Source organism: Delftia sp. DT-2, assembly GCF_028401915.1.
Lineage (GTDB): Bacteria > Pseudomonadota > Gammaproteobacteria > Burkholderiales > Burkholderiaceae_C > Comamonas > Comamonas tsuruhatensis.
The window spans coordinates 1-25,871 of sequence record NZ_JAQOTI010000023.1; the positions used below are offsets into that span (position 1 = coordinate 1).

A 25,871-nucleotide genomic window follows, 5' to 3' on the forward strand; every position below is an offset into this window, starting at 1 on the left:
CTAGTCGCCTGGGCGGCCAAGCTGGACCCCTGGGGCAATGTGCTGCAGGAGTACAACCCGCAAGGCATCCACCAGGCGATCCGGCTGCCGGGGCAGCACCATGACAGGGAAACGGGGCTGTATTACAACCGGCATCGGTATTACGATCCGGTGGTGGGGAGTTATGTGAATCAGGATCCGATTGGGTTGGCAGGTGGGGTCAATAAGAATATTTATGTCAAAAATCCAAACAAAGGCATAGATCCACTAGGTTTGATGGAAGAGATGAGTCATATATGGAATATCGGGCCATGGGATGCTCTTAGTACAAGATCTGATAATAAAGATGCCCTGTCTACAGCTCAGAGAAAATTTCCAAGAAATGAGTTGCACAATGGAAAGGGCGATGCATTCCGTCATTGTTATTGGTCTTGCATTATGAGCTTAAGGATGGGGGTAGACCAGGCGAAATCTGTTGGCGATACTCACGAGGAGTATGGAACAAAAGCAGGTCAAGCAAAAAAGGAGGAAATAATGGATTTGCACAACAATCAAAAAGGCAGAAATTGCTCGCTATCTTCAAAAACAAAAAATGACTGTGAAAATAAATGCCAAGATAGTCTTGATGATGGCAGTCTATGGTTTATAGATAAAGATTCTGGCGCGCTCACCACAAGCCAAGATTGGCAAATTCCATGAAAATTAAATTAACAGCAATTATTATTATTTCAATAATATTGAGTTGGTATTTCTTTAAAAAAGATGATTTTAGTTATTATATAAATAGAGATTACGATTTTGTTTGCATATTTCCGCCATATGCGCCCAAATTATTTATTATTGAGGATTTGAAGAAATATTCAAATAATATAAAAGATAATATGAAATATAAAGAATCAATGGATGACGGAATTTTTACTTATTTCTTTATAAAAAATAAAGAAATAATTTCTTCTGGTGAAGAAATGGTGATAAATAATTCGATGGGTAAATATGGGTGTTTTGGTAAATAAAATATTACCATGATTTAATATTCCGTGGGATAAAGACTAGTGCCAAGTGGCATAGATTTTTCTTGGCTAATGCACTCATGCAGTTAAGCGAGACTTTTGATATTGCACCTATGCAAAGGTGGGTGTGCACGTCGATCTATAACATTTCAGCAGGCCGGTAACAGCGCTATCCACCACTACCACTGCCATTGCGGCCACTCGGGCACACCAATAGCCCTGACGGACCGGCGAGGGCCAGCCAAGCTGTATCCCTGGAGCAATGCGCTGCAGTAATACAACCCGCAGGGCATCCACAAGGCGATGCGGCTGCTGGGGGCACGCTTAAGACGCCGCCGTTGCTCGTTCAAATAGAACAAGGTATTGATTGTGGTAGATTATTCCCTTATCAAAAATATTGCTTTTGGCATAAAAAAATATGTAGAAAAACAGGAGATTCTACATCTTTCTTTCATGAGAACCCATAGTGATCTTGTGAAGCTATCAAATATAGAATTTCTTCCTCGCAGCGGATTTGTTTTTAATGAGGAGATGAATAAGTGGGAATTTAAAAAGCATGGATGTGGTTATGAGTTCTCTCATGAAGGTGCGGTTATTGATATAAATGATTATTTCCTGTCGAATGGAGATTTTTTTAGCGCAAATAGATTATTCTTCTATTTTGAATCGATTGGATTTAATTTCAAAAACCAATATGCTGATGATGCAATTAAATCAGCCTTGATTTATTTGGAATCTACAGGAGAGATCGTGAAGGTGCTGCCGACGGGGTATTATAAGTTACTTTCATCTTAATGCTGTCATTAATTTAATTGTTAATCTAGTTAATAAAGGGGATAAAATCTTATTGATTTTATAAAATGCATAACAAGCTCCAGGGCTACTCACAATCGGCGGGTAACAGGATAGGAAGATATTGAGATGCCTCGCTTGAAATATCCTGAAATGAGAATGGAATTGCTCGGATATTTGAGGAAACTCAAGGATTTGAAGTATCAGATGAAAGCCTGGGTGAATCAGGACTTTCCTGCAGACGTTCAATACGACCATCTTGATTTGGCCATACATTTCATTTTTGACGATACGGATCTTGGCAGTGATGCTCGTATGGCGATCGGTGAAATTCTTCTCGATGGGCAGGAGGCATCACTGATGGGGCAGTTGGTGGATGCCATCAATGCCGTCTTTGAGGCGTACGGCACGGACATGCCGGAAAGCTTCTACATGCAAGTTGGCGAATGGACGAGAGTGGAGGCCTGTGCCGAAAGGGCGTTCGATTGTCTGGAGGGGAGCAACGCCGCTGGCTGCCCCGAGCCGCTGGATTGACACGGGCATGCCAGACGACTAGCCGGGGAAAGACCATGGCTGATCGTGATGTCCAGTCGATGGTAAAGAGTACCGTAGCGTTGCCAGGTTCGTGGAACAACAAGATGTTTTCCACTGGTAGCCCGCCCCCAAAACCTGCCAGACAATCCATAAAAACCAAGGCACCGTTCCATGACAACTTCAACCCCCCTTCCCGAACCCGAATTGAGAGCCTTCGCAGCGGCGGCGGCCGAGCAGCAGCGATGCGCGGACTGCGCTGTGCTGTGGAGGCCGGGCTGGGAGTCCTTGTCGGGTGCGGACAAGACTTCGCATCTGCAGCAGGTTGGTGCGCTGGACACGCCGGAGACGCGGGAACTGCTCGATGAATATCACCCACAGGGCACGAACCAGTGGTCGCCGGATGCTCCCATCGCCCTGGGCTGGCACCCGTACAACCGCTGCACGCTCTGGCGCTGCCACCATTGCAATGCCGCCTTTCTGCGCTACACGGAGTACGGCGGCTACTACCAGGACGATCGCATCCGGCCGCTGCTGGCGCATCTGATCGTCACGCCCGAGCAGGGCCGCGTCTGAGCGGCGCTGCTCGGCCGGCTCAGGTCCAGTCGAAGGTGAACAGCGCCGTGCGGCTTTCCGGCTCGTAGAACAGCAGGATGCTGTCCGCGCCCGTGGCGCACCAGTTGTAGCCGGCCACGTTGGCCACGTGGAAGAAGGGCTTGCCGTCGCGCGTGATGCGGATGCCGTCGTCTTCCAGTTCATCGCCCATGCCGGCGTTCTCCGCCTCGTCCAGCTGGAAGGCCGGGGGAATGGGCGGGTGGCTGGTCCAGTTGCCGTACCAGATGCCGCCGCCCAGGCTGTCCAGGTAGTCCTGCTCCACGGGCTCGCCCTTGCCGTAGCGCGAGTAGCTGGCCAGTCGGCCATGCTGGGCGTAGTAGGCACTGGCCTTGGCGTGGCTGGCCAGCATTTCGTCGGTGTGCTCGCAGGCGTAGGCGTCCTTGGTGAACTGGCCGCCATGCTGCGGCGCGCGCTGGAAGAAGCCTTCGTTGCCCAGGAAGCGGTAGCGGTTGTCGGGCGTCAGTTCCAGCGCAAACCAGTTGGGGGCGGTGAAGGCGTTGTGGTGGGCTTCGGTCTCATCGCCTATGCAGCCCTCGAAGGGCTCGACGGGGCACAGCATGTGGACCACGGTGCCGGCCAGTTCGGGCCGCACCAGGCCCAGGTCGATGGAGATCAACGGCAGCAGGTGCTCTGCCAGCCAGGGCTGGTCGGCCACAAAGATGTCGGCGGCGGCGGGGAAGGGGGTGAGGCCCGGCTTCAGTTCGCGGACTTCGGTTGGCTGGGACAAGAGGGGCTCCTTGGCGGATAGAGGGGGTTGGGAATGCGGGGGGCGCTGCGGGCCGGGTGTCAGGTGATCTCGAAGATGTCCTGGTCCGATGCGGCTGCGCTCTCGTGATAGATGTCGTACAGGTACTGGGCCAGTTCGGCGTGGGTCACGTCGGCGGGGATGGCCAGCAGGGCAGGGGCACGCTTGCCGTCCGCGCCCACGTTGAAGCAGCGCCAGTGGGCGTCTGCCCGTTCGATGGCGATGATGCGGCCAAAGACATTGAAGCGGTATTTTTCCAAGCGGGTGTCTCCTGGTGAGCGGGCATCGTAACGGGAGCCGGTGGCATATCCGTGTTCTCCCCATGTCCGTGGTGGCGGTTTGTCCATATATTTCAAACCTAAACTATTCAGGCCTAAAGTGATTGGGCACTGTTGCTGAACCTGGGGCGCCTGCCGCCCTGCGAGAAAAGGGTTTGCGGTATGAAGATCGTCTGTATCGGTGGAGGTCCCGCCGGCCTGTACTTCGGCCTGCTGATGAAGCTGCAGGACCCCGCCAACGAGGTCACGGTGGTGGAGCGCAACCGGCCCTACGACACCTTTGGCTGGGGCGTGGTGTTCTCGGACGCCACCATGGACAACCTGCGCGAGGCCGATCCGGTGTCGGCCCGCACCATTGGTGACGCCTTCAACCACTGGGACGATATCGACATCCACTTCAAGGGCCGAAGCCTGCGCAGCAGCGGCCATGGCTTCATCGGCATAGGCCGCAAGAAGCTGCTCAACATCCTGCAGGCGCGCTGCGAGGACGTGGGCGTGAAGCTGGTGTTCGAGAACTTCGTGCAGGACGACCAGGCGATGGCGCGCGAGTACGACGCAGACCTGGTCATCGCCTCGGACGGCATCAACAGCCAGGTGCGCACGCGCTATGCCGATACCTTTCGGCCCGATATCGACCAGCGCCGCTGCCGCTTCGTGTGGCTGGGCACGACCAAGGTGTTCGATGCCTTCACCTTCGCCTTCGTGCAGACCGAGCACGGCTGGTTCCAGGCCCATGCCTACCGCTATGAAGACGGCATGTCCACCTTCATCGTGGAGACGCCCGAGGAGACCTGGCAGGCCGCCGGCATAGAGCAGATGAGCCAGGAAGAGGGCATTGCCTATTGCGAAAAACTGTTCGCCCCCTGGCTGGACGGCCATGCCCTGGTCAGCAATGCCACGCACCTGCGCGGCTCGGCCATCTGGATCCGCTTTCCGCGCGTGATCTGCAATACCTGGGTGCACTGGAATGCGCTGGACACGCTGCGCGGCCCGCGCAGCGTGCCCGTGGTGCTGATGGGCGATGCGGCGCACACGGCGCATTTCTCGATTGGCTCGGGCACCAAGCTGGCGCTGGAGGATGCGATCGAGCTGGCGCGCAGCCTGCGGTCTGCGGGGGGCATCGAGGCCGGCCTGCGCCACTACGAGGAGGTGCGCAGCGTGGAGGTGCTCAAGATCCAGAACGCGGCGCGCAATTCCACGGAATGGTTCGAGAACGTGGAGCGCTATGCGGGCCTGGAGCCGGAGCAGTTCGCCTATTCGCTGCTGACGCGCTCGCAGCGCATCTCGCACGAGAACCTGCGCCTGCGCGATGCCGCCTGGCTGCAGGGCTTCGAGCGCTGGATTGCCGAGCATGCGGGCGAGACCGTGCCCGAAGGCCGCCGCCCGCCCATGCCCATGCTCACGCCCTACCAGGCGCGCGGCCTGCGGCTGAAGAACCGCATCGTGGTCTCGCCCATGGCCATGTATTCCTGCACCGACGGCGTGCCTGGCGACTTCCACCTGGTGCACCTGGGCGCGCGCGCCATGGGCGGCGCGGGCCTGGTGATGGTGGAGATGACCTGCACCTCGCCCGACGCGCGCATCACGCCCGGCTGCCCCGGGCTGTGGAACGACGAGCAGGCGCAGGCCTTTGGGCGCATCGTTGATTTTGTGCACGCGCAGGGCGGGGCGCACATTGGTATGCAGCTGGGGCATGCGGGCCGCAAGGGTTCCACCCAACTGGGCTGGCAGCAGATCGACCATCCGCTGGAGCAGGGCAACTGGCCGCTGCTGTCGGCATCGGCCCTGCCCTATATCGAGGGACTCTCGCAAGTGCCCGCCGCCATGACCCGCGCCGACATGGATCGCGTGCGCGAGGACTTCGTGGCCGCCACGCGGCGCGCCGCGGCAGCGGGCTTTGACTGGCTGGAGCTGCACTGCGCCCACGGCTATCTGCTGTCCAGCTTCATCTCGCCGCTGACCAACCGGCGCGATGACGAATATGGCGGCAGCCTGGACAACCGCCTGCGCTTTCCGCTGGAGGTGTTCGAGGCGGTGCGCGCAGCCTGGCCGCAGGACCGGCCCATGTCGGTGCGCATCTCGGCCCATGACTGGGTGGAGGGCGGCATCACGCCCGACGATGCGGTGGAGATCGCACGCCGCTTCAAGGCGGCGGGCGCCGACATGATCGATTGCTCCTCGGGCCAGGTCAGCCCCGACCAGAAGCCGGTGTACGGCCGCATGTACCAGACGCCGTTTGCTGACCGTGTTCGCAACGAGGCCGGCATACCGACCATTGCCGTGGGCGCCATCTTCGAGGCCGACCATGCCAACGCCATCATCGCCTCGGGCCGGGCCGACCTGTGCGCGCTGGCGCGTCCGCACCTGGCCGATGCCGCCTGGACGCTGCGCGAGGCCGCACGCCTGGGCGCCCACGATGTGGACTGGCCGAACCAGTACCAGCCCGGCAAGCGCCAGTTGGAAACCAACTTCGAACGCGCCGCCGCCATGGCGCAGTTGGATCTCAAATGACCCCAAATTCACGACCCCTGGAAGGGCGCCATGCCCTGGTGACGGGCGGGGCGCGCGGCATAGGCCTGGCCTGCGCGCGGGCGCTGCTGGCGCGCGGCGCGCGGGTCACGCTGCTGGGACGCGATGGTGCGGCGCTGGAGGCTGCCGTGCGCGAGCTGGGCGGCGCGGCCCAGACAGCACAGATGGTGCAGTCCGTGCAGGCGGATATTGCCGACGAGGCCTCGGTGCGCCAGGCCTTCGCGCAGGCCGAGGCGGCCTTCGGCCCCGTGCAGGTCCTGGTCAACAACGCGGGCCAGGCCAGCAGCCAGAAGTTCGAGCGCACCGACGCCGCACTGTGGCAGGCGATGCTGGCCGTCAACCTCACGGGCACCTTCCACTGCATGCAGGCCGCGCTGCCGGGCATGCTGGCTGCGCGCTGGGGCCGCATCATCAATGTGGCCAGCACGGCAGGGCTGATCGGCTATGCCTATGTCAGCGCCTATTGCGCGGCCAAGCATGGCGTGATCGGCCTCACGCGCTCGCTGGCGCTGGAGACGGCGGGCAAGGGCGTGACGGTGAACGCGGTCTGCCCCGGCTATACCGAGACCGACATCGTGCGCGGCGCCGTGGCCAACATCGTGGACAAGACCGGCATGACGGCGGATGAGGCCCGCGCCAGGCTGGCCGAACGCAACCCGCAGGGCCGCCTGGTCCAGCCCGAGGAAGTGGCCGAGACCGTGGCCTGGCTGGCCCTGCCGGCATCGGCCTCGGTCAACGGCCAGTCCATTGCCGTCGATGGCGGCGAGGTGATGACCGGCTGAACCCGGTCCACTCCCCCCGTTTTCTGAATTCTTGATGGAGACACCATGAGCACCCAGCCCGAAGAACACAGCATGAAGCACCACAAGCGCCCCCTGGCCGGCTACGAGGCCAGGACCTTTGTGTGGCAGGTATCGGCCGACGGCAAGATCGGCACCATCACCCTGAACCGGCCCGAGCGCAAGAACCCGCTGACCTTCGGCTCCTACGCCGAGCTGCGCGACCTGTTCCGCGCCCTGGTCTATGCCACCGACATCAAGGCCGTGGTGGTCACGGGCGCGGGCGGCAATTTCTGCTCAGGCGGCGATGTGCACGAGATCATCGGCCCGCTCACCAAGATGAGCATGCCCGAGCTGCTGGACTTCACGCGCATGACGGGCGACCTGATCAAGGCCATGCGCGCCTGCCCGCAGCCCATCGTGGCGGCCGTGGACGGCATCTGCGCGGGCGCGGGCGCCATGGTCGCGCTGGCGGCCGACATGCGCCTGGGCACGCCGGCCGCGCGCACGGCGTTTCTCTTCACCCGCGTAGGCCTGGCCGGTGCCGACATGGGCGCCTGCACGCTGCTGCCGCGCATGATCGGCCAGGGCCGCGCCTCCGAGCTGCTGTACACGGGCCGCGCCATGACGGCCGAGGAGGGCGCTGCCTGGGGCTTCTTCAATGCATTGCACAGCCCCGAGCAGATCGGCGAAGCCGCCCATGCGCTGGCCGCCCAGCTGGCCGCCGGCCCCACCTTTGCCCATGGCGTGACCAAGAAGCTGCTGCACCAGGAATGGAACATGGGTGTGGACGAGGCCATCGAGGCCGAAGCCGAGGCCCAGGCCATCTGCATGCAGACGCGCGACTTCCACCGCGCCTACGAGGCCTTCGTGGCCAAGCAAAAGCCCGTCTTCGAAGGAAACTGAAAATGCGTGATTCCTCCTGGCTGGACTGGCCTTTCTTCGATGACGCCCACCGCACGCTGGCGCATGAGGCCGATGCCTGGTGCGCCCAATCCCTGGGCGATGTGGACCACCACGATGCCGATGCAGCCTGCCGCCAACTGGTGAAGGCCCTGGGCCAGGCCGGCTGGCTGCGCTATGCCGTGCCGTCCGGCCCCGGCGGCGCCTGGGGCGGGGCCTTGCCCGAGGTGGACTCGCGTGCGGTCTGCATCCTGCGCGAGACCCTGGCCCGCCATGAAGGCCTGGCCGACTTCGCCTTTGCCATGCAGGGGCTGGGCAGCGGTGCGATATCGCTCATGGGGTCGGACGCGCTGCGCCAGCGCTACCTGCCACGCGTGGCGCGTGGCGAGGCCATTGCGGCGTTTGCGCTGTCCGAGCCCGATGCCGGCTCCGACGTGGCCGCCATGGCCTGCGAGGCGCGGCTCGAAGGCGACCACTATGTGCTCAACGGTGCCAAGACCTGGATCTCCAACGGCGGCATTGCCGACTTCTACTGCGTGTTCGCCCGCACGGGCGAGGCGCCGGGGGCGCGCGGCATCAGCGCCTTCGTGGTCGATGCGGACACGCCGGGTTTCTCCATTGGCGAGCGCATCGAGCTGATCGCGCCGCACCCGCTGGCCACCATCCGTTTCGACAACTGCCGCATACCCGTGTCGCAGCGCCTGGGCGAGCCGGGGCAGGGCTTCAAGCTGGCCATGATGACGCTGGACATCTTCCGCGCCTCGGTGGCCGCCGCCGCACTGGGCTTTGCGCGCCGCGCGCTGGACGAAGGCCTGGCACGCGCCAAGTCACGCCGCATGTTCGGGCAGACCCTGGGCGACCTGCAACTGACCCAGGCCGCGCTGGGCGACATGGACACGGCCATCGACGCATCGGCCCTGCTGACCTACCGGGCCGCCTGGATGCGCGATGTGAAGAAGACGCGCACCACGCGCGAGGCGGCCATGGCCAAGATGACGGCCACTGAATCGGCCCAGGCCGTGATCGACCGCGCGCTGCAGATGTTCGGTGGGGCGGGCGTGGTCTCGGGCATGCCGGTGGAGACGCTGTACCGCGAGATCCGCGCGCTGCGCATCTACGAGGGCGCGACCGAGGTGCAGAAACTCATCATCGCGCGCGAGCTGCTCAAGGCCTGAGCGGCAGGCTGCCCATTCAACGCAAAGCCAGGGAACATCGCATGCAAGCCTCCGCCCACATCGATACTTTCGCCCGGGACAACCTGCCGCCGCCCGACCAATGGCCCGAGTTCCTGCTCGACGGCCCGGACGTGGCCTATCCCGAACGCCTGAACTGCGCGGCCGAACTGGTCGATGCCATGGTGGCGCGCGGCCATGGCGACCGCGTGGCCCTGCGCTGGAGGCAGGGCGCCGACCAGGCCGCCATGACCTATGCCGAACTGCAGGCGCTGACCAACCGCATCGCCCATGTGCTGGTGGAAGACCTGCAGCTGGTGCCCGGCAACCGGCTGCTGCTGCGCGGCCCCAACAACGCCATGATGGCCGCTTCCTGGCTGGCCGCCATCAAGGCCGGGCTGGTGACGGTGCCCACCATGCCGCTGCTGCGTGCCAAGGAGCTGCAGCAGATCATCGCCAAGGCCCGGGTGCAGGCCGTGCTGTGCGATGTGCGCCTCAAGGACGAGGTGCAGCTGTGCCTGCAGCCCGGCCATGAACACCATTGCCCGGACCTTTCGCGCGTGCTGTATTTCAACGATGGCGCAGCCGACGCGCTGGACGCCCTGGCCGCAGCCAAGCCCGACACCTTTGCCTGCTGCGACACGGCGGCCGACGATGTCTGCCTCATCGCCTTCACCAGCGGCACCACGGGCGCGCCCAAGGGCTGCATGCATTTCCACCGCGACGTGCTGGCCATGTGCGACCTGTTTCCGCGCCATGTGATCCGGCCGGGTCCGGACGACATCTTCTGCGGCACGCCGCCACTGGCCTTCACCTTTGGCCTGGGCGGGCTGCTGTGCTTTCCGCTGCGCGTGGGCGCCAGCACCGTGCTGGCCGAAAAGCTCACGCCCGAAGGGCTGCTGCAGCTGGTGCAGGATTTCCGCGCCACCATCGTCTTCACCGCACCCACCTTCTACCGGCAGATGGCGGCGCAGGCAGCGCGCTTCGACCTGTCGTCACTCAGGAAAAGTGTCTCGGCCGGCGAGGCCCTGCCGGACGCCACGCGCCAGCTGTGGAAGCAGGCCACGGGCATCGAGATGATCGACGGCATCGGCGGCACCGAGCTCATCCACGTCTTCGTGTCCAGCCCGCCCGAGGAGGTGCGTGCGGGCGCCATCGGCAAGGTCGTGCCCGGCTATGTGGCCCAGGTGGTGGACGACGACATGCAGCCCGTGCCCGACGGCACGCCCGGCCGCCTGGCCATCAAGGGGCCGACCGGCTGCCGGTATCTTGCCGACGAGCGCCAGAAGCGCTTTGTGCAAAACGGCTGGAACCTGCCCGGCGACACCTTTGTGCGTGATGCCGACGGCTATCTGTTCTACCAGGCGCGCAATGACGACATGATCATCTCGGCCGGCTACAACATCGCCGGCCCCGAGGTGGAGGACGCACTGCTGCGCCACGAGGCCGTGGCCGAATGCGGCGTGATAGGCGCGGCAGACGACGAGCGCGGCCAGGTGGTCAAGGCCTTTGTGGTGCTCAAGCCCGGCTTTGCGGCCGGCGACGACATGGCCGCCACGCTGCAGGCCTTCGTCAAGGCCAGCATTGCGCCCTACAAGTACCCGCGCGCCATTGTCTTCGTGCCGGCCCTGCCGCGCACCGAGACCGGCAAGCTGCAGCGCTTCGTGCTGCGCAAGATGCCGTGAGCGCGCGCCATGGCCTCCGCCTTCGTCAGCCAGGTGCAGGTGCTGTTTCGCCATTGCGATCCGGCCGGCATCGTCTTTTACCCGCGCTATTTCGAAATGGTCAACGACCTGGTGGAGGAATGGTTCGACAGGGGAATGGGCCTGCCATTCCACACCCTGCATGTACAGCGCCAGGTGGGCACGCCCACGGTGTCGGTGCAATGCGATTTCACGGCGCCCAGCCGCTGGCACGACACGCTGCGCCAGGTATTGGAGGTGCGCCGCATCGGCGGGGCGTCGTTCCAGTTCGATGTGCGTTTCGAGGGGCCGGACGGCCAGCGACGGCTGTCTGCGCGCATGACCATCGTCACCATGGATTTGCGCAGCATGAAGGCCACGCCACTGCCGGCCGATCTGCGCGAGCGCCTGCAGGCCTATCTGGTGCCGCAGGACGGTTTTACGGATTCAACGAGAACAGGATGAAGCAATGAAGACTCTGCAACCCCCGGACTGGCTGGCGCCACGAGGCTATGCCAATGGCATCCTAACCGAAATGACGGTCGGCTCCCGGCTGGTGTTTGTCGGCGGGCAGATTGGCTGGAACGGCCAGCAGCAATTCGAGACGGACGACTTTGCCGGACAGGTGCGGCAGGCGCTGGCCAATATCGTCGCCATCCTCGCCGAAGGCGGCGCCAGGCCCGAGCACATCGTGCGCATGACCTGGTATGTGACCGACAAGCAGGAATACGTGGCGGCCTATCCGGCCATTGGAAAGCACTACCGCGAACTGATCGGGCGGCATTTCCCCGCCATGACGGCGGTGGAGGTGGCGGATCTGGTGGAAGACCGGGCCAAGGTGGAGATCGAGGTCACGGCGGTGGTGCCTGCATGACGCACCTCTGAGCATGTGCCCGCGCATGTGCGCCGCCGTGCGGGCGGGCCCATGCGCGGCAGGGACTCACTTGATTTCGAACAGGGTGCGGTCCTTGCCCAGGATCCAGTTCGGCGGCTTGCCGCGGCCGGTCCAGGTCTTGCCGGACTCGGGGTCCTGGTACTTGGCGGGGGCGCTCTTCTTGCCATCGGGCTTCCAGGGGAAGACCTGCTGTGCCGTAAAGCCAAACTCCCGGACCAGTTCCTGCACCGATGCCAGAGCCGCTTTGGACTCCAGCTTGCGGGCCTCGTCGATTTGCTGGTCGAGCAGTTTTTTCTGGGCAATCAGCTCTTGGTATGTAGTCATCTTGATAGAAGAATTTCTAAGTGCGGCTATTTGTCGAAAACTGCGCAGCAAGAACAACGACCCGGAACTCTTTACGCAATGGTCAAGGTTGGTGCATGTGCAGTGGGGGATGAAGATATCACCGTAAGTATAAATACTGATGATGTGAGCGTTCTATGGGGTGTAGACAGCTTCTTCTCATGCCTGGGCATATTCCGAGGCGATCCGCATTATATCCAGCAACATCTTGATAACCGCCACTTTACAAAAGCTGTTGCGTCTTTGTTACATTTGCAGAGCATTGTGGTTGGCGCTTCCTCCTCTGGAGAGGGCGTGCTGGCATGCTTTTGCAGGGCAGCCGCGACGAGGTGATCGTACAAGTTCCCATTTCAGAACCGGTTGCGGGTGCTGATTTTGTTTCATCAATCGATTTTATTTATCGATTTATAAAATAAATTACATGTGATTCGATTCTGCTATTTAATCTTGCGATTAACACGCGTTGTTTCATTTGTCTTGTCGATTGGCTGGATAGATTTTTTGTATTGCGAGGATTGAATTCCTGGCCGTGGTTTGAAATATCTTCCGCCGATATCGCGGAAAATGCATGAGCCGTTGATTGCCAGGCCATTGCAGTCCCGGGAATGCCTTTGGGGCTGATTCTTCAGGCGCAGTTTCGCGGCCCGGCCATGCCCGCCAGGCAGCGGGCGCGTACCGAACGCTTGATTGGCGTGCCACCAACAGCCTGTTAGCATCGCCGCACTACAACGATCCACACCCTGGCAGACATGGCAAGAAGGCAGACCAGCGCCCACGACGGCAACGAGACCCGCGAGACCCTTCTCAAGCTGGCCGCCCGCACCTTCGGTGAGCAGGGCTACTCTGCCACCACCATGCGCAACATTGCCGAGCAGTCCGGGATAGAGGCCGCCAGCATCTACTACCACTTCGCCTCCAAGGAGGAACTGGTGGACGAGGTCATGGAGCAGGGCGGCAACCGCATCATCAGCCAGCAGCAGGAGCGCCTTGCCGCGCTGGGCGCCGACGCCACGGCCGAGCAGCGTTTCCGCGCAGCCGTGCTGGGCCAGATGGCGGGCCTGATCAAGCATGGGGACTTCGCCCTGGCCCACGGCCGCCTGCTGGGCCAGTTGCCCGACAAGGTGCGCGAACGCCAGATCAAGCGCCGCGAGCGCCACCAGAAATTCTGGAGCGGCCTGCTCGAAGACCTGCGCGCCGAAGGCCGCCTGCGGGCCGATGCCGACATCCACCTGGCGCGCATCATGATCCTGGGCAGCATCAACTCCATACAGTCCTGGTTCAACCCCCGCAAGGGCTCGCTGGAGAAGGTGGCGGACCAGATCTGCGACATGTTCTTCCGGGGCGTGGGGCCCGCAGATCAATAGGCACAATGCGGGAAATCGCCAGTCGGCTGTCACATGCCTGTGCCATATTGCCGCGCTGTCTCCGGGCCCGTGCTGAAAATGCCGGCGGATAGTTAACGATATTGAATTGTCAATAGTAAGATCGCCGTCTTATGCGCCTGCTTGTTTTGCGCCTGCTATTGCTGGCCGTGTTCTTCAACACGGCCATTGGCATGCCCCTGCACGGCGCAACGCATATCCGGCAGGCGGCGGCAGCGCCCGGCCAGGCGTTTGCCGGCCTGAACGGCTGCGAGGACAAGGCGCCGGCCGGTGAAAAGGCGGAAGCCGCGGAAGCCGTCTGCGTCTGGTGCATGGGCCATGCACCGCATGCGGCGGCCTGGCTGCCGCACTTCGGCCTGCCGCTGGCCGTGGCCGCACCGCCTGAGAGGGTGCCGCCGCGCACCGTGGGCGGCGCTATCCCCTCGCAGAACCGCTGGGCCTTTGCATCGCGCGACCCGCCGCGCTGAATCCGCAAGCACTTTTCTCCTTCTCTGCCGCCGGCACCCGTTGGTGCTGGCGGCATGTCCGTGTTTGCGCGCGCCGGCTTCTGATGCCGGCGGCATGCGCCCGTGCCCGTTTTCATCATGACTGCCTTCTCCATCCTCGCGAAGCCGCTCCCCGGCCTTCGCCCGCTGCCGCTTGCTCTGAGCGCTGCCGCTTTCTTCTCCACGCCCGTGCTGGCCCAGGGCCAGGAACAACCTGCGGCATCCGTGCCGTCAGCGCCGTCGCCCCAGGAGCAGACCCTGCTGCCTGCCGTGGAAGTCGTGGGCCGCACGGCCTCGGGCGCCTATCACACCGATGAGGCGGCAGGCGCCAAGACCGACCTGCCGCTGCGCGAGCTGCCGCAGTCGGTGCGCGTGATCACGCGCCAGGCCATGGACGACCTGGGAGCCACCAAGCTCGACGATGTGCTGGACTATGTGGGCGGCGTCTCGCGCCAGAACAACTTTGGCGGCCTGTGGGACAACATCGTCATTCGCGGCCTGCCCGGCGATCAGAACGTGGGCATGGCCACCTTGTTCAACGGCTTTTCCTCGGGGCGCGGCTTCAACGCGCCGCGTGATCTGGCCGGCGTGGAGCGCATCGAGTTCCTCAAGGGCACGGCCGCTGCGCTCTATGGCAGCAGCGAGCCGGGCGGCACGCTGAACGTCGTCTCCAAGCGTCCGCTGTGGACGCCTTCGCATTCCGTGGAAGCCTATGCGGGCAGCTACGGGCTGCGGCGCGGCGCGCTCGACAGCACGGGACCGATTGGCGAGAACTTTGCCTACCGGCTCAACATCGCCGTGGAGGACCGCGACAGCTTCCGCGACTTCGTGGGCGCCAGCCGCCAGGTGATTGCGCCGGCCTTCACCTGGAAGCTGGGGCGCGATACGGTGCTGGAGTACTCGGGCGAGCTGCTGCGCCACAAGACGCCGCTGGACCGTGGCGTGGTGGCCGTGGGCGACCGCCTGGGCGCCATCTCGCGCAGCCGCTTCCTGGGCGACCCGCGCGACGGCGATGTGACGGTGGAAAACCGCACGCACCAGTTCATCCTCTCGCATGAGTGGAGCGCGCAGTGGCGCAGCCGCCTGGGTCTGTCCTACCGCGAGACCTCGATCAACGGCTTTTCCACCGAACCCCATGCGCTGCTGGCCAATGGCGACCTGACGCGCCAGCGGCGTTTCCGCGACTACCAGTCCGACGATATCGCCGTGCAGGCCGAGCTGCAGGGTACGGTGAAAACGGGCACCGTCGAACACGAGCTGCTGCTGGGCCTGGAGAGCTTTCGCTTCGACATGGATACGGTGATGCTGCGCGCCAACCCCACGGCGGCCAATCCCTATGCCATCAATATCTACAACCCCGTCTATGGAGGCACGCAGCCCGTGCCCACGGCCAATACCGATACCTTCGAGCGCCAGCGCAACACGGCCTTCTACCTGCAGGACGCCATCAAGCTCTCGCCCCAGTGGCGCGTGGTGGCCGGCCTGCGCATGGACCGCTATGACCAGTCGCTGCACAACCGCCGCACGGGCGCGACCACGCAGCAGGACCCGACCTCGACCTCTCCGCGCCTGGGCCTGAGCTGGCTGCCGCTGCCGCAATGGACCTTCTATGCCAACGTGGGCCGCTCGTTCCGGCCCAACGTGGGCGTCGATGTGGCCGGCGCGGGCTTCAGTCCCGAATCCGGCCGCTCCATGGAGCTGGGCGCCAAGTGGGAAAGCGCCGACCGGCGCATGGGTGCCACGGCCGCGCTGTTCGACATCCGCAAGCGCAACGTGCTGACGGCCGACCCGGGCAACGCCGGCTACTCGGTCTCGGCCGGCGAGATCCGCAGCCGGGGGCTGGAGTTCGACTTTGCCGGCCAGGTCACGCAGCGTTGGCGCCTGAATGCGAGCCTGGTGCTCAACGACGTGGAGATCTCGCGCGACAACACGCTGGAAGTGGGCGGGCGCTTGCTCAACGTGCCCAAGGTCAACGGCAGCGTGCTGGCGGTCTACGAGAACGCCTTCTCCAACGGCCAGCGCTACGGCATTGGCGGCGGCGTCACCCGCGTGGGCAAGCGCCTGGGCCAGGCCCGCACGCAGGCCGAGGCCGACGCGGGCAAGGCGGCCTTCGATCTGCCCGGCTACACCACCGCCAAGCTGGTGGCCTACTGGCGCATCAGCCCCACGCTGCGCCTGACGCTGGACGTGGACAACCTCTTTGACAAGACCTACTACACCAGCTCGTACAGCCGGCTGTGGGTGACGCCGGGCACCGCCCGCACCGTCACCGTAGGCCTTCAAGCCAAGTTCTGAGCCCCGCCATGCATCCATCCCTTCCTGTTTCTTCCAACCCCACTTCTGCCTCCACGCCCGTGCTCCAAGCGCTGGGCGCCGTGGTGGACTATGGCGAGCGCACCATCCTCCAGGGCCTGGACCTGGCCGTGCATGCCGGCGAGATCTATGCGCTGCTGGGCGCCAACGGCGCGGGCAAGACCACCACGCTGAGCCTGTTCCTGGGCTTTGTGCGGCCGCGCAGCGGCCAGGTGCGCGTGCAGGGCGTGGACCCGGTGACGGCTGCCGCGCAGGCGCGCGGCCTGATCGCCTATATCCCCGAGAACGTGGCGCTGTACGAGCACCTGAGCGCGCGCGAGAACGTGGCCTATCTGCTGGACCTGGCGGGCCAGCCCGCCAGCAGGGATGCCATCGGCCAGGCCTTGTCCGCTGCAGGGCTGGATGCGGCCGCGCATGACCGGCGCGTCTCGGGCTTTTCCAAGGGCATGCGGCAGAAGGTGGCCATTGCGCTGGCGCTGGCACGCAAGGTGCCGGCACTGCTGCTGGACGAACCCACTTCGGGCCTGGACCCGCAGGCCACGGCCGAATTCAGCCGGCTCATCACGCAGCTGCGCGGCCAGGGCGTGGCCATTCTCATGGTCACGCACGACCTGCTGGGGGCGGCCGATGTGGCCGACCGCATGGGCTTCATCGCGGGCGGCAGGCTGGTGGAGGAGGTGGCGGCCCGTGGGGAAGAGCGCTTTGACGTGCGGGCACTGCACCGCCACTACGCGGGTACAGGTTCGGGTGCGAGTGCGAGTGCAGACGCACACGCAGACGCAGACGCAGACGCAGGCGTGCAGGGGGCCGCGGCATGAGCACGGCCTGGACCATTGCACGCGAGGAATGGCGCCTGCTGCTGCGCGACCGCGTGGCCGTGCTGGGCATGGTGCTGTGGCTGCTGCTCGGTGCTACTGCCGCCTTCACCGCCTGGGACCAGCGCAGCGCGGCCCAGGCCCAGCGCGAACGCCACCAGTCGCAGGTGGACCATGAGTTCGAGGCCCAGCCCGACCGCCATCCGCACCGCATGGTGCACTACGGCCATTTCGTGTTCCGCCCGCTCAATCCGCTGGCGGCCTTCGATGCGGGCATAGACGCCTACACCGGCCACACGCTGTTTCTCGAAGGCCACCGCCAGAACAGCGCCAACTTCGGCGATGTGCGCCAGTCGTCGCTGCTGCTGCGCTTCGGCCAGCTCACGCCGGCCTTTGTGCTGCAGGTGCTGGCACCGCTGCTGCTGATCTTCGTGGGCCATGCCTGCATCGCGCGAGAGCGCGAGGCCGGCACCTTGCGCGTGCTGCTGGCCCAGGGCGTGGGCATGCGGCAGTTCGTGGCCGGCAAGCTGCTGGCGCTGACGGGCGTGGCGGCCCTGGTGCTGCTGCCCGCCTTGCTGGCCCTGGCCTGGATGGCGGTGGCCACGCCCGTGCCCATCAGCCTGGTGGCCGCGCTGGCGGCTGGCCATGTGCTGTGGCTGCTGCTGTGGGCCGTGGGCATCACCGCGGTCTCGGCCCTCATGCGGCGCGGGCGCGATGCCTTGCTGGCCCTGCTGGCCGCGTGGGCCATTGGCGTGGTGCTGGTGCCCCGGCTGGCGCCGGAGCTGGTGGGCGCGGCCCTGGCATTGCCCACGCGCTTCGAGACCGACATCGCCACGGCGCGCGAGCTGGCGGCGCTGGGCGACAGCCACAATCCCGACGATCCCTACTTCGCCGCCTTTCGCGCCAAAGTGCTTGCGCAGTACGGCGTGTCGCGTGTGGAGGATCTGCCCGTCAACTACAAGGGCCTGGTCGGCATGGAGGGCGAGCGGCTGACCAGCGAGCTCTTCAGGCGCCATGCCGAGGCCAGCTTCGATCTGCAGGCCCGGCAACTGCGCAGCGCCGACGGCTTTGCCCTGGTCAGCCCCTTGATTGCGCTGCGCCGCCTGTCCATGGCCGTGGCCGGCACCGACCTGCAAGGCTATCGGCGCTTTCTGGAGCAGGCCGAGCAGCATCGCTACCGCATGGTGCAGGCGCTCAACCAGCTGCAGGTGGACAAGCTCAGCTACGCGGGTGACCGTTCCAGCCGAGACAACCGCATCAGCCACGAGCACTGGCGCGGCGTCTCCGACTTCCATCACGAGCCCGATCCGCCGCTGGCGGCCTTGCGCCGCGCGGCACCCGCAGCCTGCGTGCTGTTGGGATGGCTGGCGGCGCTGGCGGCCGCCTTGCTGGTGGCCACGCAACGTCTGGGGAGGGTGGTGCGATGAGCTGGCTACGACATGAATGGCGTCTTCTGACGCGCTCGCGCCTGGCGCTGTGCGCCCTGGCCCTGCTGCTGTTGCTGTCCACGCTGGCAGTGCTGTCGGGCCTGCGCGAGATCTCGTCGCAGCGCCAGACCCTGGACCGTCTGGCCCAAATGCAGCAGCAGGAAATGGCGGCCCAGGCAGGTCGGCATGCACAGCCCGGCGATGCGGGCTCGGTGGCCTACTACGGCTTTCACAGCACCTGGGATGCACCGTCGTCCACGGCCTTCCTCGCCCTGGGCCTGCGCGATGCCGCGCCCTATGTGCTGCGCGTGCGTGCCCTGGCGCTGCAGGCGCAGCTGCATGAAGGCGAGAGCTTCAACCCCGAACTGGCGCTGGCGGGCCGCTTCGACTTCGCCTTTGTGCTGGTCTACCTGGCGCCGCTGTTCCTGATTGCACTGCTCTACGACCTGGTCTCGGGCGAGCGCGAATCGGGACGCCTGGGCACGCTTCAGGCCATGCCCGGCAGCGGGCGCCGGCTGTGGCTGCGCCGTGCGGGCCTGCGTTCGGTGCTGTTGCTGGCATGCCTGGCGCTGCCGGCCCTGGCAGGGGCATTGGCCAGCGGGGCGCAGGCGGGCGCCATCGCCTCCGTGCTGCTGAGCGCCACGGCCTATGTGGCCTTCTGGAGCGGGCTGTGCCTGGTGGTCGCCACGCTGGGCGGCAGTTCGGTGGCCAACGCCATGGCCCTCATGGGCTGCTGGGCCGTGCTGACCCTGGTGCTGCCCACGCTGGCCAATGCCGCGCTGTCGCGCGCCGTGCCCGTGAGCCAGGGCGTGGAGCTGATGCTGGCCCAGCGCCAGACCGTGCATGGTGCCTGGGACCTGCCGCGCGAGCAGACCATGGAGCGCTTCTTCCGCAACCACCCCGAATGGCGCAACACCGCGCCGCTGCCTGCGGGCTTTCACTGGAAGTGGTACTACGCCTTCCAGCAGCTCGGTGATGAAAGCGTCGCCCCCCAGTTCGCCGCCTATCGGGAAGGCCTGCAGGCGCGCCAGGCCTGGACCGGGCGCCTGGGCTGGCTGCTGCCCGGCGTGGGCGTGCAGGCCGCATTGCACCGCCAGGCCGGCACCGACCTGCTGGCGCAGCTGGCCTACCAGGACGACATTGCCGCCTTCCATGCGCGGCTGCGGACTTTCTTCTATCCCTATCTGTTCGAGGACCGTCCATTCGGCGCGAAGGACTTTGCAGCGCAGCCGGTCTTCACGGCCAGTCCGCGCCATGCGCCGCAGACCTGGGGTCAGGTGGCGATGCTCTGGGCGGTGGCTGCGCTGGCCTTGCTCGCCGGGGGCGTTGCCGCAGGCCGCGTGCGGCCGGGCAGGCGCTGAGGCAGCGGACCGGGGAAAAAGAAACAGCCATGGCGCAGGGAAGGCCTGCGCCATGGCTGTCGGCTTGCCGATGCCTGGGCCTGAGGCCCGGGGCCCGCCGCTACTGCACGTTCTGGTGGCAGTCGCTGCAGACGCCGTACATCGTCATCTCATGGCGTTCCACCACAAAGCCTTCGGGCACGATGCGCTGCATGTCACCAAGGCAACCGGGCACGTTGAACACGCGGTTGCAGCTCATGCAGCGGAAATGGTGGTGATGGGCGCGGCCGCTGAGTTCGTAGCGCGTGGCCTCGCCGGGCAGGTCCACGGCCTGCACCTCACCGGCTTCCATCAATTGCTTGATGTTGCGGTACACCGTGGCCAGACCGATGGCCGGCACTTCGCGCTGCGCTGCACCCAGGATTTCAGCGGGGAGCAGGGGGCGCCCGGCCTCTTCCATGACCGTGCGTATCGAACTGCGCTGGCGGGTCGAGCGTTCCATTGGCCTGAACAAGCGCTCCACGATGGGCTGAGTGTGTCTAGTCATGGTAGTTCCGTTATTTACTATAACAATCTCGAAGCGATTAATCAGTGTTCACGAACGCTCACAGCCGAAATGGAACTGTGCCTGCCTGTAGCTCCTGCGAGCATGGGGATGCAATCCCTGCAACGGTTCTTTTCTTCAAAGAGAAAAAATCACATCGGACGGACAACAGGTATTCCATTCTTGCGGTTTTGCGCGAGTATATGTCGTGAGCATTCGATGGGCCTTGTGCGAAGGTTAAATACCATAGCCGTCCACAATGCTGTAATGGGATGTAATTGATCTATTGTCTGAAGAATGCTTGAAACAAGGGTTGTGCGGCATTTTGCGCAGGTCCTGCATCCGACGGTAGTTGCTGGAGACGCGATGCAATGGATTGCATGGGCAGTGTATTACCGATTCAAGCAGATTGCCTCAATGCACCTCGTTTGTCCATCATCCATTCCCTGGAAGAAAGGTGCGGCCATCCCGTAATGGTTCATGTCACCCCATGTCGATTCAGCATCCGGGCACCATTTGCCGCAGTTGCTTCGTCGTGAATTGCGTGGTCAGAAAACATCAGCCAGCTCCTTGGCCACGATGCGGGAATGAACAGCGAAGGCACAAGCATCGTTTCCAGGGGAATTATTGGGGCAGGAATGCCACTTTCAAAACTCCCCTGATAAAGCCGCCGCAGGCGACCGGAAGATCCGAGCGGGCCGCCATTGCCGCGACGGCTTTGGCGGGGCTCTGCTTCAAGTCCGTTGGATGGACACACCGCCATCGACCACCATGGCCGTTCCCGTGACGAAGCTGGATGCATCCGACGCCAGGAACAGCGCTGCCGCTGCAATCTCCGCCGGTGTGGCCAGGCGCTTGAGGGCGTGCAGGTTTTCGACAAAGGCGCGTGCCTCGGGCGTGGGGGTGCTGGCGCGGCCCATGGGCGTGTCGGTGCCGCCGGGCAGCAGGGCGTTGGCCCGCAGGCCGCGGGGGCCGTATTCAGCCGCGATGACCTGGGTGAGGCCGACGAGGCCGGCCTTGCTGGCGGCATAGGCGCCCATGCCGGGCAGGCCCGCCGTGTAGCCCACGAAGGTGGAGGTGAAGATCAGCGAGCCGCCGCCGCGTGCCAGCAGGGCCGGTATCTGGTGCTTGGCGCCCAGAAAGGCGCTGGTGAGATTGGTGGCGATGGCCTCCTGCCAGGCCTGCAGCGACAGGTCGGGCAGGGCGCAGGGATCGCCCGTCATGCCGGCATTGTTGAAGGCGATGTCCAGGCCGCCAAAGCGCGCCGTGGCGGTTTCGACCAGGGCCCGGGCCAGCGGCTCGTCCCGCACGTCGCCGGCCAGCGCGATGGCCTGGCCGCCGTCCTGCTCTATCTCCGCCACCAGGGCCTGCAGTTCCGGCTGGCGGCGGGCCGTGAGCACCAGCTTGGCGCCGTGGCGTGCGAACAGCGTGGCGGCTTCGCGGCCTATGCCTGAGCTGGCGCCCGTGATGAGGGCGACTTTTCCGTGGAGTTGCTGTGACGATGGCTGCATCTGGCACCTTTTCTTTCCGTGAATGAGGGAAAGCGGTTTGTAGTGCGGCGCAGGCGCGGGCGCATCCCGTTTCTTGCACCGGTGCGGCGCCAATGCGGGCCGCACTCAGTCTTTGCCCAGGTCCAGGTGTGCGAACAGGTCGGCCAGCGTGGGCGTGGAGCGTGCGGGCCAGATGGCGCTGAGGTCCAGGCTGGGCAGGGACCGGCCATCGCGCACTTCGCAAAATCGCACGCCGCGAAAGTCCATGGAGCGTATCCAGCTGGGCAGCAGTGCCACGCCGCAGCCGCCGGCCACGCAGGCCAGCACGGTGAGGGTCCGGTTGGCCTCCTGCGCCACATGGGCTTCGTGGCCTGCCTTGCGCAGCGCGTCGAGGATGCCGGCATGCAGCACGGGCAGCTGGGCCTGCGGGTACATGACCAGCCCGGCCTCGGCGATCTGCGCCAGGCTGACCTGGCCGTCCTCGCCGATCTGGAATTCGTCGGGCACGGCGGCCACCAGACGCTCGCGCAGCAGCTGGCGCTCGCGCATGCGCCCGCCCACGGCCACGGGTGTGTGCATGAGGCCGATGTCGATGGCGCCGGTCTGCAGAGCCTCGGCCTGCTCGGCATTGCTCATCTCGCGCAGGATGACGCGCACGCCGGGCGCCTGCTGCCGCAGCGCGCGCAGGGCGCGGGGCAGGGTGCCGAACAGCGCCGAAGACACCAGGCCCACGGTGAGCTGGCCTGCACTGCCCCTGGCGATCTCGCGCGCGCGGCTGGCGGCGGCATCTATGCGGGCCACGCTGGTGCGCACGTCATCCAGCATGGCCAGGGCGGCCGGCGTGGGCAGGGCGCCCTGGCGCGAGCGCTGGAACAGCTGCACGCCCAGGTCTTTCTCCATGCGGGCCAGGGTCTGGCTCAGCGCGGGCTGGGCAATGCCCAGCCAGTCGGCTGCGCGGCTGACGCTGCCCTGGTCCACCACCGCCAGAAAGTAGCGCAGATGCCGGGTTTCCATATCGATCCAGTATGAATAAATCCATTTTGAAGAATGGAAATATATATCCCTCGTTCCTAGAATCCGGCCGCATACCCCCTGCGCCGCATCCTGTGCCGCGCCACCCGCAAGGAGTTTTTCCCCGTGTCTGCCCTGCCCAGGTTCGCCATTGCGTCCAGCGTCGATACCCATGCCCATGTCTTCGAGCGCGGCCTGCCCATGCCCGATGTGCGCCGCTACGCGCCCGACGCAGATGCGGCCCTGGCCACGTATCTGCAGCACCTGGACACGCACGGCCTGGCCTATGGCGTGCTCGTGCAGCCCAGCTTCCTGGGCACGGACAACCGCTACATGCTCCAGGCCCTGCGCGCCCGGCCGCAGCGCCTGCGCGGCGTGGCCGTGGTCGATGACAACACGGGCGAGGACCACCTGCAGGCCCTGGCCGATGCCGGCGTGGTGGGCATGCGCCTGAACCTGATCGGCCTGCCTTTGCCTGATCTGAATGCCCCCGGTTGGCGCCGCGTGCTGGAGCAGGCCAACACCCTGGGCTGGCATGTGGAGCTGCACCTGCAGGCCGGGCGCTTGACTGACCTGCTGCCCACCCTGCTGGCGGCCGGCTGCCGCGTGGTGGTCGATCACTTCGGGCGTCCTGACCCGGCCCTGGGCGTGCGCGACCCTGGCTTTGGCTATCTGCTGCAACAGGCCGGCAGCGGCCGTGTGTGGGTCAAGCTGTCCGCGCCCTACCGCATCTGGCCCGCCGCCGACTGCGCCGCCTCGGGGCGGCAGGCCACCGCGCAGTTGCTGCAGGCCTTTGCGGCCGAGCGATTGCTCTGGGGCAGCGACTGGCCGCACACCCAGCACGCGGGCCAGGCCAGCTATCCGGCGGCCGTGCGCTGGATGCACGACTGGCTGGACCCGCTGGACGATGCCGCCTCGCTGCAGGCCGTGCTGGGCCGCAGCGCCGTCGAGCTGTTCCGATTTCCGAGCCCGATTCAAACCCAAGGAGACACACCATGAAATCCCTGTCCAGACGCACCGCCGGCCTGTGGGCGGCCGCAGGCCTGATCTCGGCCGTTGCCGGCATGGCCGCGCCAGCCGCTGCGGCTGCAGCGGCCAACTACCCCGAGCGCCCCGTCACCCTGGTCGTGACCTATCCGCCGGGCGGCACCGTCGATGTGGTGGCGCGCCTGATCGGCCCCCGTCTGTCTGCCGAGCTGGGCCAGCCCGTGGTGATCGAGAACCGGGGCGGGGCAGGCGGCATGATCGGCGGCGCCCAGGTGGCCAAGGCCCAGCCCGACGGCTACACGCTGATGCTCGATGCCTCCAACCACGCGCAGAATCCCGCCATCCACGCGCGCATGCAGTTCGATACGCTCAAGGCCTTCGCGCCGGTCTCGCTGCTGCTGCGCGTGCCCAATGTGCTGGTGGTGGCGCCTTCGTCCCCCATCAAGAGCGTGCAGGACCTGATCCAGGCCGGCCGCTCCGAAGCGGGCGGGCATCTGTACTTTGCGTCGGCAGGCCCGGGCTCGGCCCAGCACCTGGCGGGCGAGCTGTTCAACCTGCTGGCCAGGACGCAGCTGCACCATGTGGCCTACAAGGGCGGCGGCCCGGCCATGATGGACGTGATGTCGGGCCAGGTGCCGCTGATGTTTGCCAGCATGGGCTCGGCCTGGCAGCACGTGAAGACCGGCAAGCTGCGCGCGGTGGCCGTGGGCGGGCTGGAGCGCTCCAAGGCCGCCCCCGAGCTGCCGACCATTGCCGAGTCGGGCGTGCCCAGCTACGAGACCTACGAGTGGAACGCCATCTTTGCGCCGGCCGGCACGCCGCCCGCCATCGTGAACCGGCTGTCCACGGTGCTGGCCAAGGTGCTGCGCGAACCCGCCATCGTGGAGCGGCTCGCTGGCATAGGTGCCGAGCCCATAGGCTCCACGCCGGCCGAGCTGGAGACATTCCGCCGCGCCGAGATCGCCAAATGGCAGAAGGTGGTGAAGGATTCGCGGCTCAAGCTGGACTGAGCGCGTGCAGGCCAGAAAGCGGACCATTGCGGTTTGCTGTACACCGCGGGCAGCCTTGGCGCGTTGAGCAGGAACGGGCGCTGGCTTGAACGGGTTCTTACACCTTTTCAGGCGCAACGGCCCATGCGGCCCCAGGCGCTTGGTAGAAACGGGGCCTTTCCTGTTTCACCCCTTCAAAAGAACATGGCCATGCTTACCTTGCGATCCACCTTGCGCGCCGCGGCCGCCCTTGCGCTGGCCTGCTCGGCCCTTGCGGCCCAGGCGCAGACCTATATCAGCGGCTCGGTCTCGGGCCAGCTGGCTCCGGGTGTCTACGGCACCGTGGACATAGGCAATGCCCCGCCTCCGCCGCTGCTGTACCAGCGGCCCGTCATCATCGCGCCGGCGCCCATGGCCCCGCCGCCGGTCTACATGTGGGTGCCGCCCGGCCATGCCAAGCACTGGGGCAAGCACTGCGCACGCTACGGTGCCTGCGGCCGCCCGGTGTACTTCCTGCGCAATCCGCCGCCGCACTGGCGCGCCGGGCCGCCGCGCCACGATCCTCGCTGGCGCGAGGAGCGCCGCCACCGCGAATGGGAGCACCGCCGCGATGACCGCCGCTGGGACCGTGACGACCGCCACGATCGCCATGGCGGGCGTGGTGATGACCACCGTGGCCCCGGGCATGGCCATGATCGCGGCCGAGGCCATGGCCGCGATTGAGCAGCACCGCACAAAAATAAGTTGTATCAAGCAGTTGCGGCGCACGGGCGCCGCAACCCGCAGCGCAAGCCTGGCACTGAGCTATGCCGGTTTGCTATAGCTGCTAGCGGGCT

The 25,871-nt window shown here is 64.8% G+C and carries 27 protein-coding genes; 21 read left to right on the forward strand and 6 right to left on the reverse strand.

Going from position 1 to position 25,871, the window contains the following annotated elements:
• The 5 genes from PO605_RS28310 to PO605_RS28330 all read left to right on the forward strand — a co-directional run.
• Nucleotides 1–678: DUF6973 domain-containing protein (locus PO605_RS28310; RefSeq protein ID WP_272207221.1), on the forward strand; the 678-nt coding region annotated here is incomplete at its 5' end.
• Complete coding sequence (locus PO605_RS28315) at nt 675–992, forward strand: hypothetical protein (protein ID WP_156135985.1); 318 nt, start codon at nt 675–677, stop codon at nt 990–992. The genes PO605_RS28310 and PO605_RS28315, both read left to right, overlap by 4 nt.
• Before the next feature lie 366 nt (nt 993–1,358).
• A complete protein-coding gene (locus PO605_RS28320) occupies nt 1,359–1,784 on the forward strand; it encodes a DUF6896 domain-containing protein (protein WP_272207222.1) in 426 nt (141 codons plus the stop codon).
• 126 nt (nt 1,785–1,910) lie between these two features.
• On the forward strand, nt 1,911–2,315 hold the full coding sequence (locus PO605_RS28325; protein ID WP_034400127.1) for an SCO4402 family protein: 405 nt from the start codon (nt 1,911–1,913) through the stop codon (nt 2,313–2,315).
• A 171-nt stretch (nt 2,316–2,486) separates the two neighbouring features.
• Nucleotides 2,487–2,888 (forward strand): hypothetical protein, encoded by a 402-nt coding sequence (locus tag PO605_RS28330; RefSeq protein ID WP_047469492.1) that lies wholly within the window; start codon nt 2,487–2,489, stop codon nt 2,886–2,888.
• 19 nt (nt 2,889–2,907) lie between these two features.
• Here the strand turns inward: PO605_RS28330 and PO605_RS28335 are convergent, their stop codons facing one another.
• Nucleotides 2,908–3,654, reverse strand: coding sequence for a hypothetical protein (locus PO605_RS28335; protein WP_016450628.1), 747 nt, complete (start codon nt 3,652–3,654; stop codon nt 2,908–2,910).
• 59 nt (nt 3,655–3,713) lie between these two features.
• Nucleotides 3,714–3,932, reverse strand: coding sequence for a DUF7661 family protein (locus PO605_RS28340; RefSeq protein ID WP_016450629.1), 219 nt, complete (start codon nt 3,930–3,932; stop codon nt 3,714–3,716).
• Between the two features lie 180 nt (nt 3,933–4,112).
• Here PO605_RS28340 and PO605_RS28345 point away from each other — a divergent pair, with 180 nt between their 5' ends.
• Genes PO605_RS28345 through PO605_RS28375 form a run of 7 tightly spaced genes read left to right on the forward strand, consistent with a single transcriptional unit; the run spans nt 4,113 to nt 11,889 of the window.
• Complete coding sequence (locus PO605_RS28345) at nt 4,113–6,461, forward strand: bifunctional salicylyl-CoA 5-hydroxylase/oxidoreductase (RefSeq protein ID WP_047469495.1); 2,349 nt, start codon at nt 4,113–4,115, stop codon at nt 6,459–6,461.
• On the forward strand, nt 6,458–7,261 hold the full coding sequence (locus tag PO605_RS28350) for an SDR family NAD(P)-dependent oxidoreductase (protein WP_272207223.1): 804 nt from the start codon (nt 6,458–6,460) through the stop codon (nt 7,259–7,261). Before PO605_RS28345 ends, PO605_RS28350 begins: the two co-directional genes overlap by 4 nt.
• Before the next feature lie 45 nt (nt 7,262–7,306).
• Nucleotides 7,307–8,164 (forward strand): enoyl-CoA hydratase family protein, encoded by an 858-nt coding sequence (locus PO605_RS28355; RefSeq protein WP_016450632.1) that lies wholly within the window; start codon nt 7,307–7,309, stop codon nt 8,162–8,164.
• Nucleotides 8,165–8,166: 2 nt separating this feature from the next.
• Nucleotides 8,167–9,336, forward strand: a complete 1,170-nt coding sequence (locus PO605_RS28360; RefSeq protein WP_013801799.1) for an acyl-CoA dehydrogenase family protein — start codon at nt 8,167–8,169, stop codon at nt 9,334–9,336.
• Nucleotides 9,337–9,377: 41 nt separating this feature from the next.
• Entirely contained in the window at nt 9,378–11,018 is a 1,641-nt protein-coding gene (locus PO605_RS28365; RefSeq protein ID WP_272207224.1) for an AMP-binding protein, read from the forward strand.
• A gap of 9 nt (nt 11,019–11,027) precedes the next feature.
• A complete protein-coding gene (locus PO605_RS28370) occupies nt 11,028–11,480 on the forward strand; it encodes an acyl-CoA thioesterase (RefSeq protein WP_016450635.1) in 453 nt (150 codons plus the stop codon).
• A 4-nt stretch (nt 11,481–11,484) separates the two neighbouring features.
• Nucleotides 11,485–11,889 (forward strand): RidA family protein, encoded by a 405-nt coding sequence (locus tag PO605_RS28375; protein WP_016450636.1) that lies wholly within the window; start codon nt 11,485–11,487, stop codon nt 11,887–11,889.
• Nucleotides 11,890–11,955: 66 nt separating this feature from the next.
• Here the strand turns inward: PO605_RS28375 and PO605_RS28380 are convergent, their stop codons facing one another.
• Complete coding sequence (locus PO605_RS28380) at nt 11,956–12,234, reverse strand: H-NS histone family protein (RefSeq protein WP_016450637.1); 279 nt, start codon at nt 12,232–12,234, stop codon at nt 11,956–11,958.
• A 767-nt stretch (nt 12,235–13,001) separates the two neighbouring features.
• Between PO605_RS28380 and PO605_RS28385 the strand changes: the two genes are divergently transcribed.
• From PO605_RS28385 to PO605_RS28410, 6 genes are all read left to right on the forward strand, one after another.
• Nucleotides 13,002–13,616 carry a TetR/AcrR family transcriptional regulator gene (locus tag PO605_RS28385; protein ID WP_016450638.1) on the forward strand — a complete coding sequence of 205 codons (615 nt, stop codon included), beginning with the start codon at nt 13,002–13,004 and terminating at the stop codon, nt 13,614–13,616.
• Nucleotides 13,617–13,747: 131 nt separating this feature from the next.
• Nucleotides 13,748–14,101, forward strand: a complete 354-nt coding sequence (locus PO605_RS28390) for a hypothetical protein (RefSeq protein ID WP_016450639.1) — start codon at nt 13,748–13,750, stop codon at nt 14,099–14,101.
• 117 nt (nt 14,102–14,218) lie between these two features.
• Nucleotides 14,219–16,414, forward strand: a complete 2,196-nt coding sequence (locus PO605_RS28395) for a TonB-dependent siderophore receptor (RefSeq protein WP_026062429.1) — start codon at nt 14,219–14,221, stop codon at nt 16,412–16,414.
• Between the two features lie 8 nt (nt 16,415–16,422).
• Nucleotides 16,423–17,250: an ABC transporter ATP-binding protein gene (locus PO605_RS28400; RefSeq protein WP_047469386.1), complete on the forward strand. Its 828-nt coding sequence runs from the start codon at nt 16,423–16,425 to the stop codon at nt 17,248–17,250.
• Nucleotides 17,247–18,674 (forward strand): ABC transporter permease, encoded by a 1,428-nt coding sequence (locus PO605_RS28405; protein WP_016454676.1) that lies wholly within the window; start codon nt 17,247–17,249, stop codon nt 18,672–18,674. The genes PO605_RS28400 and PO605_RS28405 overlap by 4 nt, the downstream gene beginning before the upstream one ends.
• Nucleotides 18,671–20,035, forward strand: a complete 1,365-nt coding sequence (locus PO605_RS28410; protein WP_047219545.1) for a DUF3526 domain-containing protein — start codon at nt 18,671–18,673, stop codon at nt 20,033–20,035. Before PO605_RS28405 ends, PO605_RS28410 begins: the two co-directional genes overlap by 4 nt.
• Before the next feature lie 100 nt (nt 20,036–20,135).
• Here PO605_RS28410 and PO605_RS28415 read toward each other — a convergent pair whose 3' ends face one another.
• The 3 genes from PO605_RS28415 to PO605_RS28425 all read right to left on the reverse strand — a co-directional run bounded on the left by PO605_RS28415 (nt 20,136) and on the right by PO605_RS28425 (nt 23,062).
• Entirely contained in the window at nt 20,136–20,561 is a 426-nt protein-coding gene (locus PO605_RS28415; protein WP_047469392.1) for a Fur family transcriptional regulator, read from the reverse strand.
• A 731-nt stretch (nt 20,562–21,292) separates the two neighbouring features.
• Entirely contained in the window at nt 21,293–22,069 is a 777-nt protein-coding gene (locus tag PO605_RS28420; protein WP_272207225.1) for an SDR family oxidoreductase, read from the reverse strand.
• Between the two features lie 105 nt (nt 22,070–22,174).
• Nucleotides 22,175–23,062, reverse strand: coding sequence for a LysR family transcriptional regulator (locus PO605_RS28425; protein ID WP_016450439.1), 888 nt, complete (start codon nt 23,060–23,062; stop codon nt 22,175–22,177).
• 123 nt (nt 23,063–23,185) lie between these two features.
• On the opposite strand from PO605_RS28425, the gene PO605_RS28430 reads away from it, so the two are divergent.
• From PO605_RS28430 to PO605_RS28440, 3 genes are all read left to right on the forward strand, one after another.
• Complete coding sequence (locus PO605_RS28430) at nt 23,186–24,058, forward strand: amidohydrolase family protein (RefSeq protein WP_047472051.1); 873 nt, start codon at nt 23,186–23,188, stop codon at nt 24,056–24,058.
• Nucleotides 24,055–25,056 (forward strand): tripartite tricarboxylate transporter substrate binding protein, encoded by a 1,002-nt coding sequence (locus tag PO605_RS28435; protein ID WP_047472052.1) that lies wholly within the window; start codon nt 24,055–24,057, stop codon nt 25,054–25,056. The genes PO605_RS28430 and PO605_RS28435 overlap by 4 nt, the downstream gene beginning before the upstream one ends.
• Nucleotides 25,057–25,239: 183 nt before the next feature.
• Entirely contained in the window at nt 25,240–25,758 is a 519-nt protein-coding gene (locus PO605_RS28440; RefSeq protein ID WP_047472053.1) for a hypothetical protein, read from the forward strand.
• Nucleotides 25,759–25,871: the final 113 nt, after the last annotated feature.

Excerpts from the sequence above, each read along its gene's own strand:
- PO605_RS28315 (WP_156135985.1), top strand. The coding sequence starts at position 675 with ATGAAAATTAAATTAACAGCAATTATTATTATTTCAATAATATTGAGT.
- PO605_RS28325 (WP_034400127.1), top strand. The coding sequence starts at position 1,911 with ATGCCTCGCTTGAAATATCCTGAAATGAGAATGGAATTGCTCGGATAT.
- PO605_RS28330 (WP_047469492.1), top strand. The coding sequence starts at position 2,487 with ATGACAACTTCAACCCCCCTTCCCGAACCCGAATTGAGAGCCTTCGCA.
- PO605_RS28345 (WP_047469495.1), top strand. The coding sequence starts at position 4,113 with ATGAAGATCGTCTGTATCGGTGGAGGTCCCGCCGGCCTGTACTTCGGC.
- PO605_RS28350 (WP_272207223.1), top strand. The coding sequence starts at position 6,458 with ATGACCCCAAATTCACGACCCCTGGAAGGGCGCCATGCCCTGGTGACG.
- PO605_RS28355 (WP_016450632.1), top strand. The coding sequence starts at position 7,307 with ATGAGCACCCAGCCCGAAGAACACAGCATGAAGCACCACAAGCGCCCC.
- PO605_RS28360 (WP_013801799.1), top strand. The coding sequence starts at position 8,167 with ATGCGTGATTCCTCCTGGCTGGACTGGCCTTTCTTCGATGACGCCCAC.
- PO605_RS28365 (WP_272207224.1), top strand. The coding sequence starts at position 9,378 with ATGCAAGCCTCCGCCCACATCGATACTTTCGCCCGGGACAACCTGCCG.
- PO605_RS28370 (WP_016450635.1), top strand. The coding sequence starts at position 11,028 with ATGGCCTCCGCCTTCGTCAGCCAGGTGCAGGTGCTGTTTCGCCATTGC.
- PO605_RS28375 (WP_016450636.1), top strand. The coding sequence starts at position 11,485 with ATGAAGACTCTGCAACCCCCGGACTGGCTGGCGCCACGAGGCTATGCC.
- PO605_RS28380 (WP_016450637.1), bottom strand. The coding sequence starts at position 12,234 with ATGACTACATACCAAGAGCTGATTGCCCAGAAAAAACTGCTCGACCAG.
- PO605_RS28385 (WP_016450638.1), top strand. The coding sequence starts at position 13,002 with ATGGCAAGAAGGCAGACCAGCGCCCACGACGGCAACGAGACCCGCGAG.
- PO605_RS28390 (WP_016450639.1), top strand. The coding sequence starts at position 13,748 with ATGCGCCTGCTTGTTTTGCGCCTGCTATTGCTGGCCGTGTTCTTCAAC.
- PO605_RS28395 (WP_026062429.1), top strand. The coding sequence starts at position 14,219 with ATGACTGCCTTCTCCATCCTCGCGAAGCCGCTCCCCGGCCTTCGCCCG.
- PO605_RS28400 (WP_047469386.1), top strand. The coding sequence starts at position 16,423 with ATGCATCCATCCCTTCCTGTTTCTTCCAACCCCACTTCTGCCTCCACG.
- PO605_RS28405 (WP_016454676.1), top strand. The coding sequence starts at position 17,247 with ATGAGCACGGCCTGGACCATTGCACGCGAGGAATGGCGCCTGCTGCTG.
- PO605_RS28410 (WP_047219545.1), top strand. The coding sequence starts at position 18,671 with ATGAGCTGGCTACGACATGAATGGCGTCTTCTGACGCGCTCGCGCCTG.
- PO605_RS28415 (WP_047469392.1), bottom strand. The coding sequence starts at position 20,561 with ATGACTAGACACACTCAGCCCATCGTGGAGCGCTTGTTCAGGCCAATG.
- PO605_RS28420 (WP_272207225.1), bottom strand. The coding sequence starts at position 22,069 with ATGCAGCCATCGTCACAGCAACTCCACGGAAAAGTCGCCCTCATCACG.
- PO605_RS28425 (WP_016450439.1), bottom strand. The coding sequence starts at position 23,062 with ATGGAAACCCGGCATCTGCGCTACTTTCTGGCGGTGGTGGACCAGGGC.
- PO605_RS28435 (WP_047472052.1), top strand. The coding sequence starts at position 24,055 with ATGAAATCCCTGTCCAGACGCACCGCCGGCCTGTGGGCGGCCGCAGGC.
- PO605_RS28440 (WP_047472053.1), top strand. The coding sequence starts at position 25,240 with ATGGCCATGCTTACCTTGCGATCCACCTTGCGCGCCGCGGCCGCCCTT.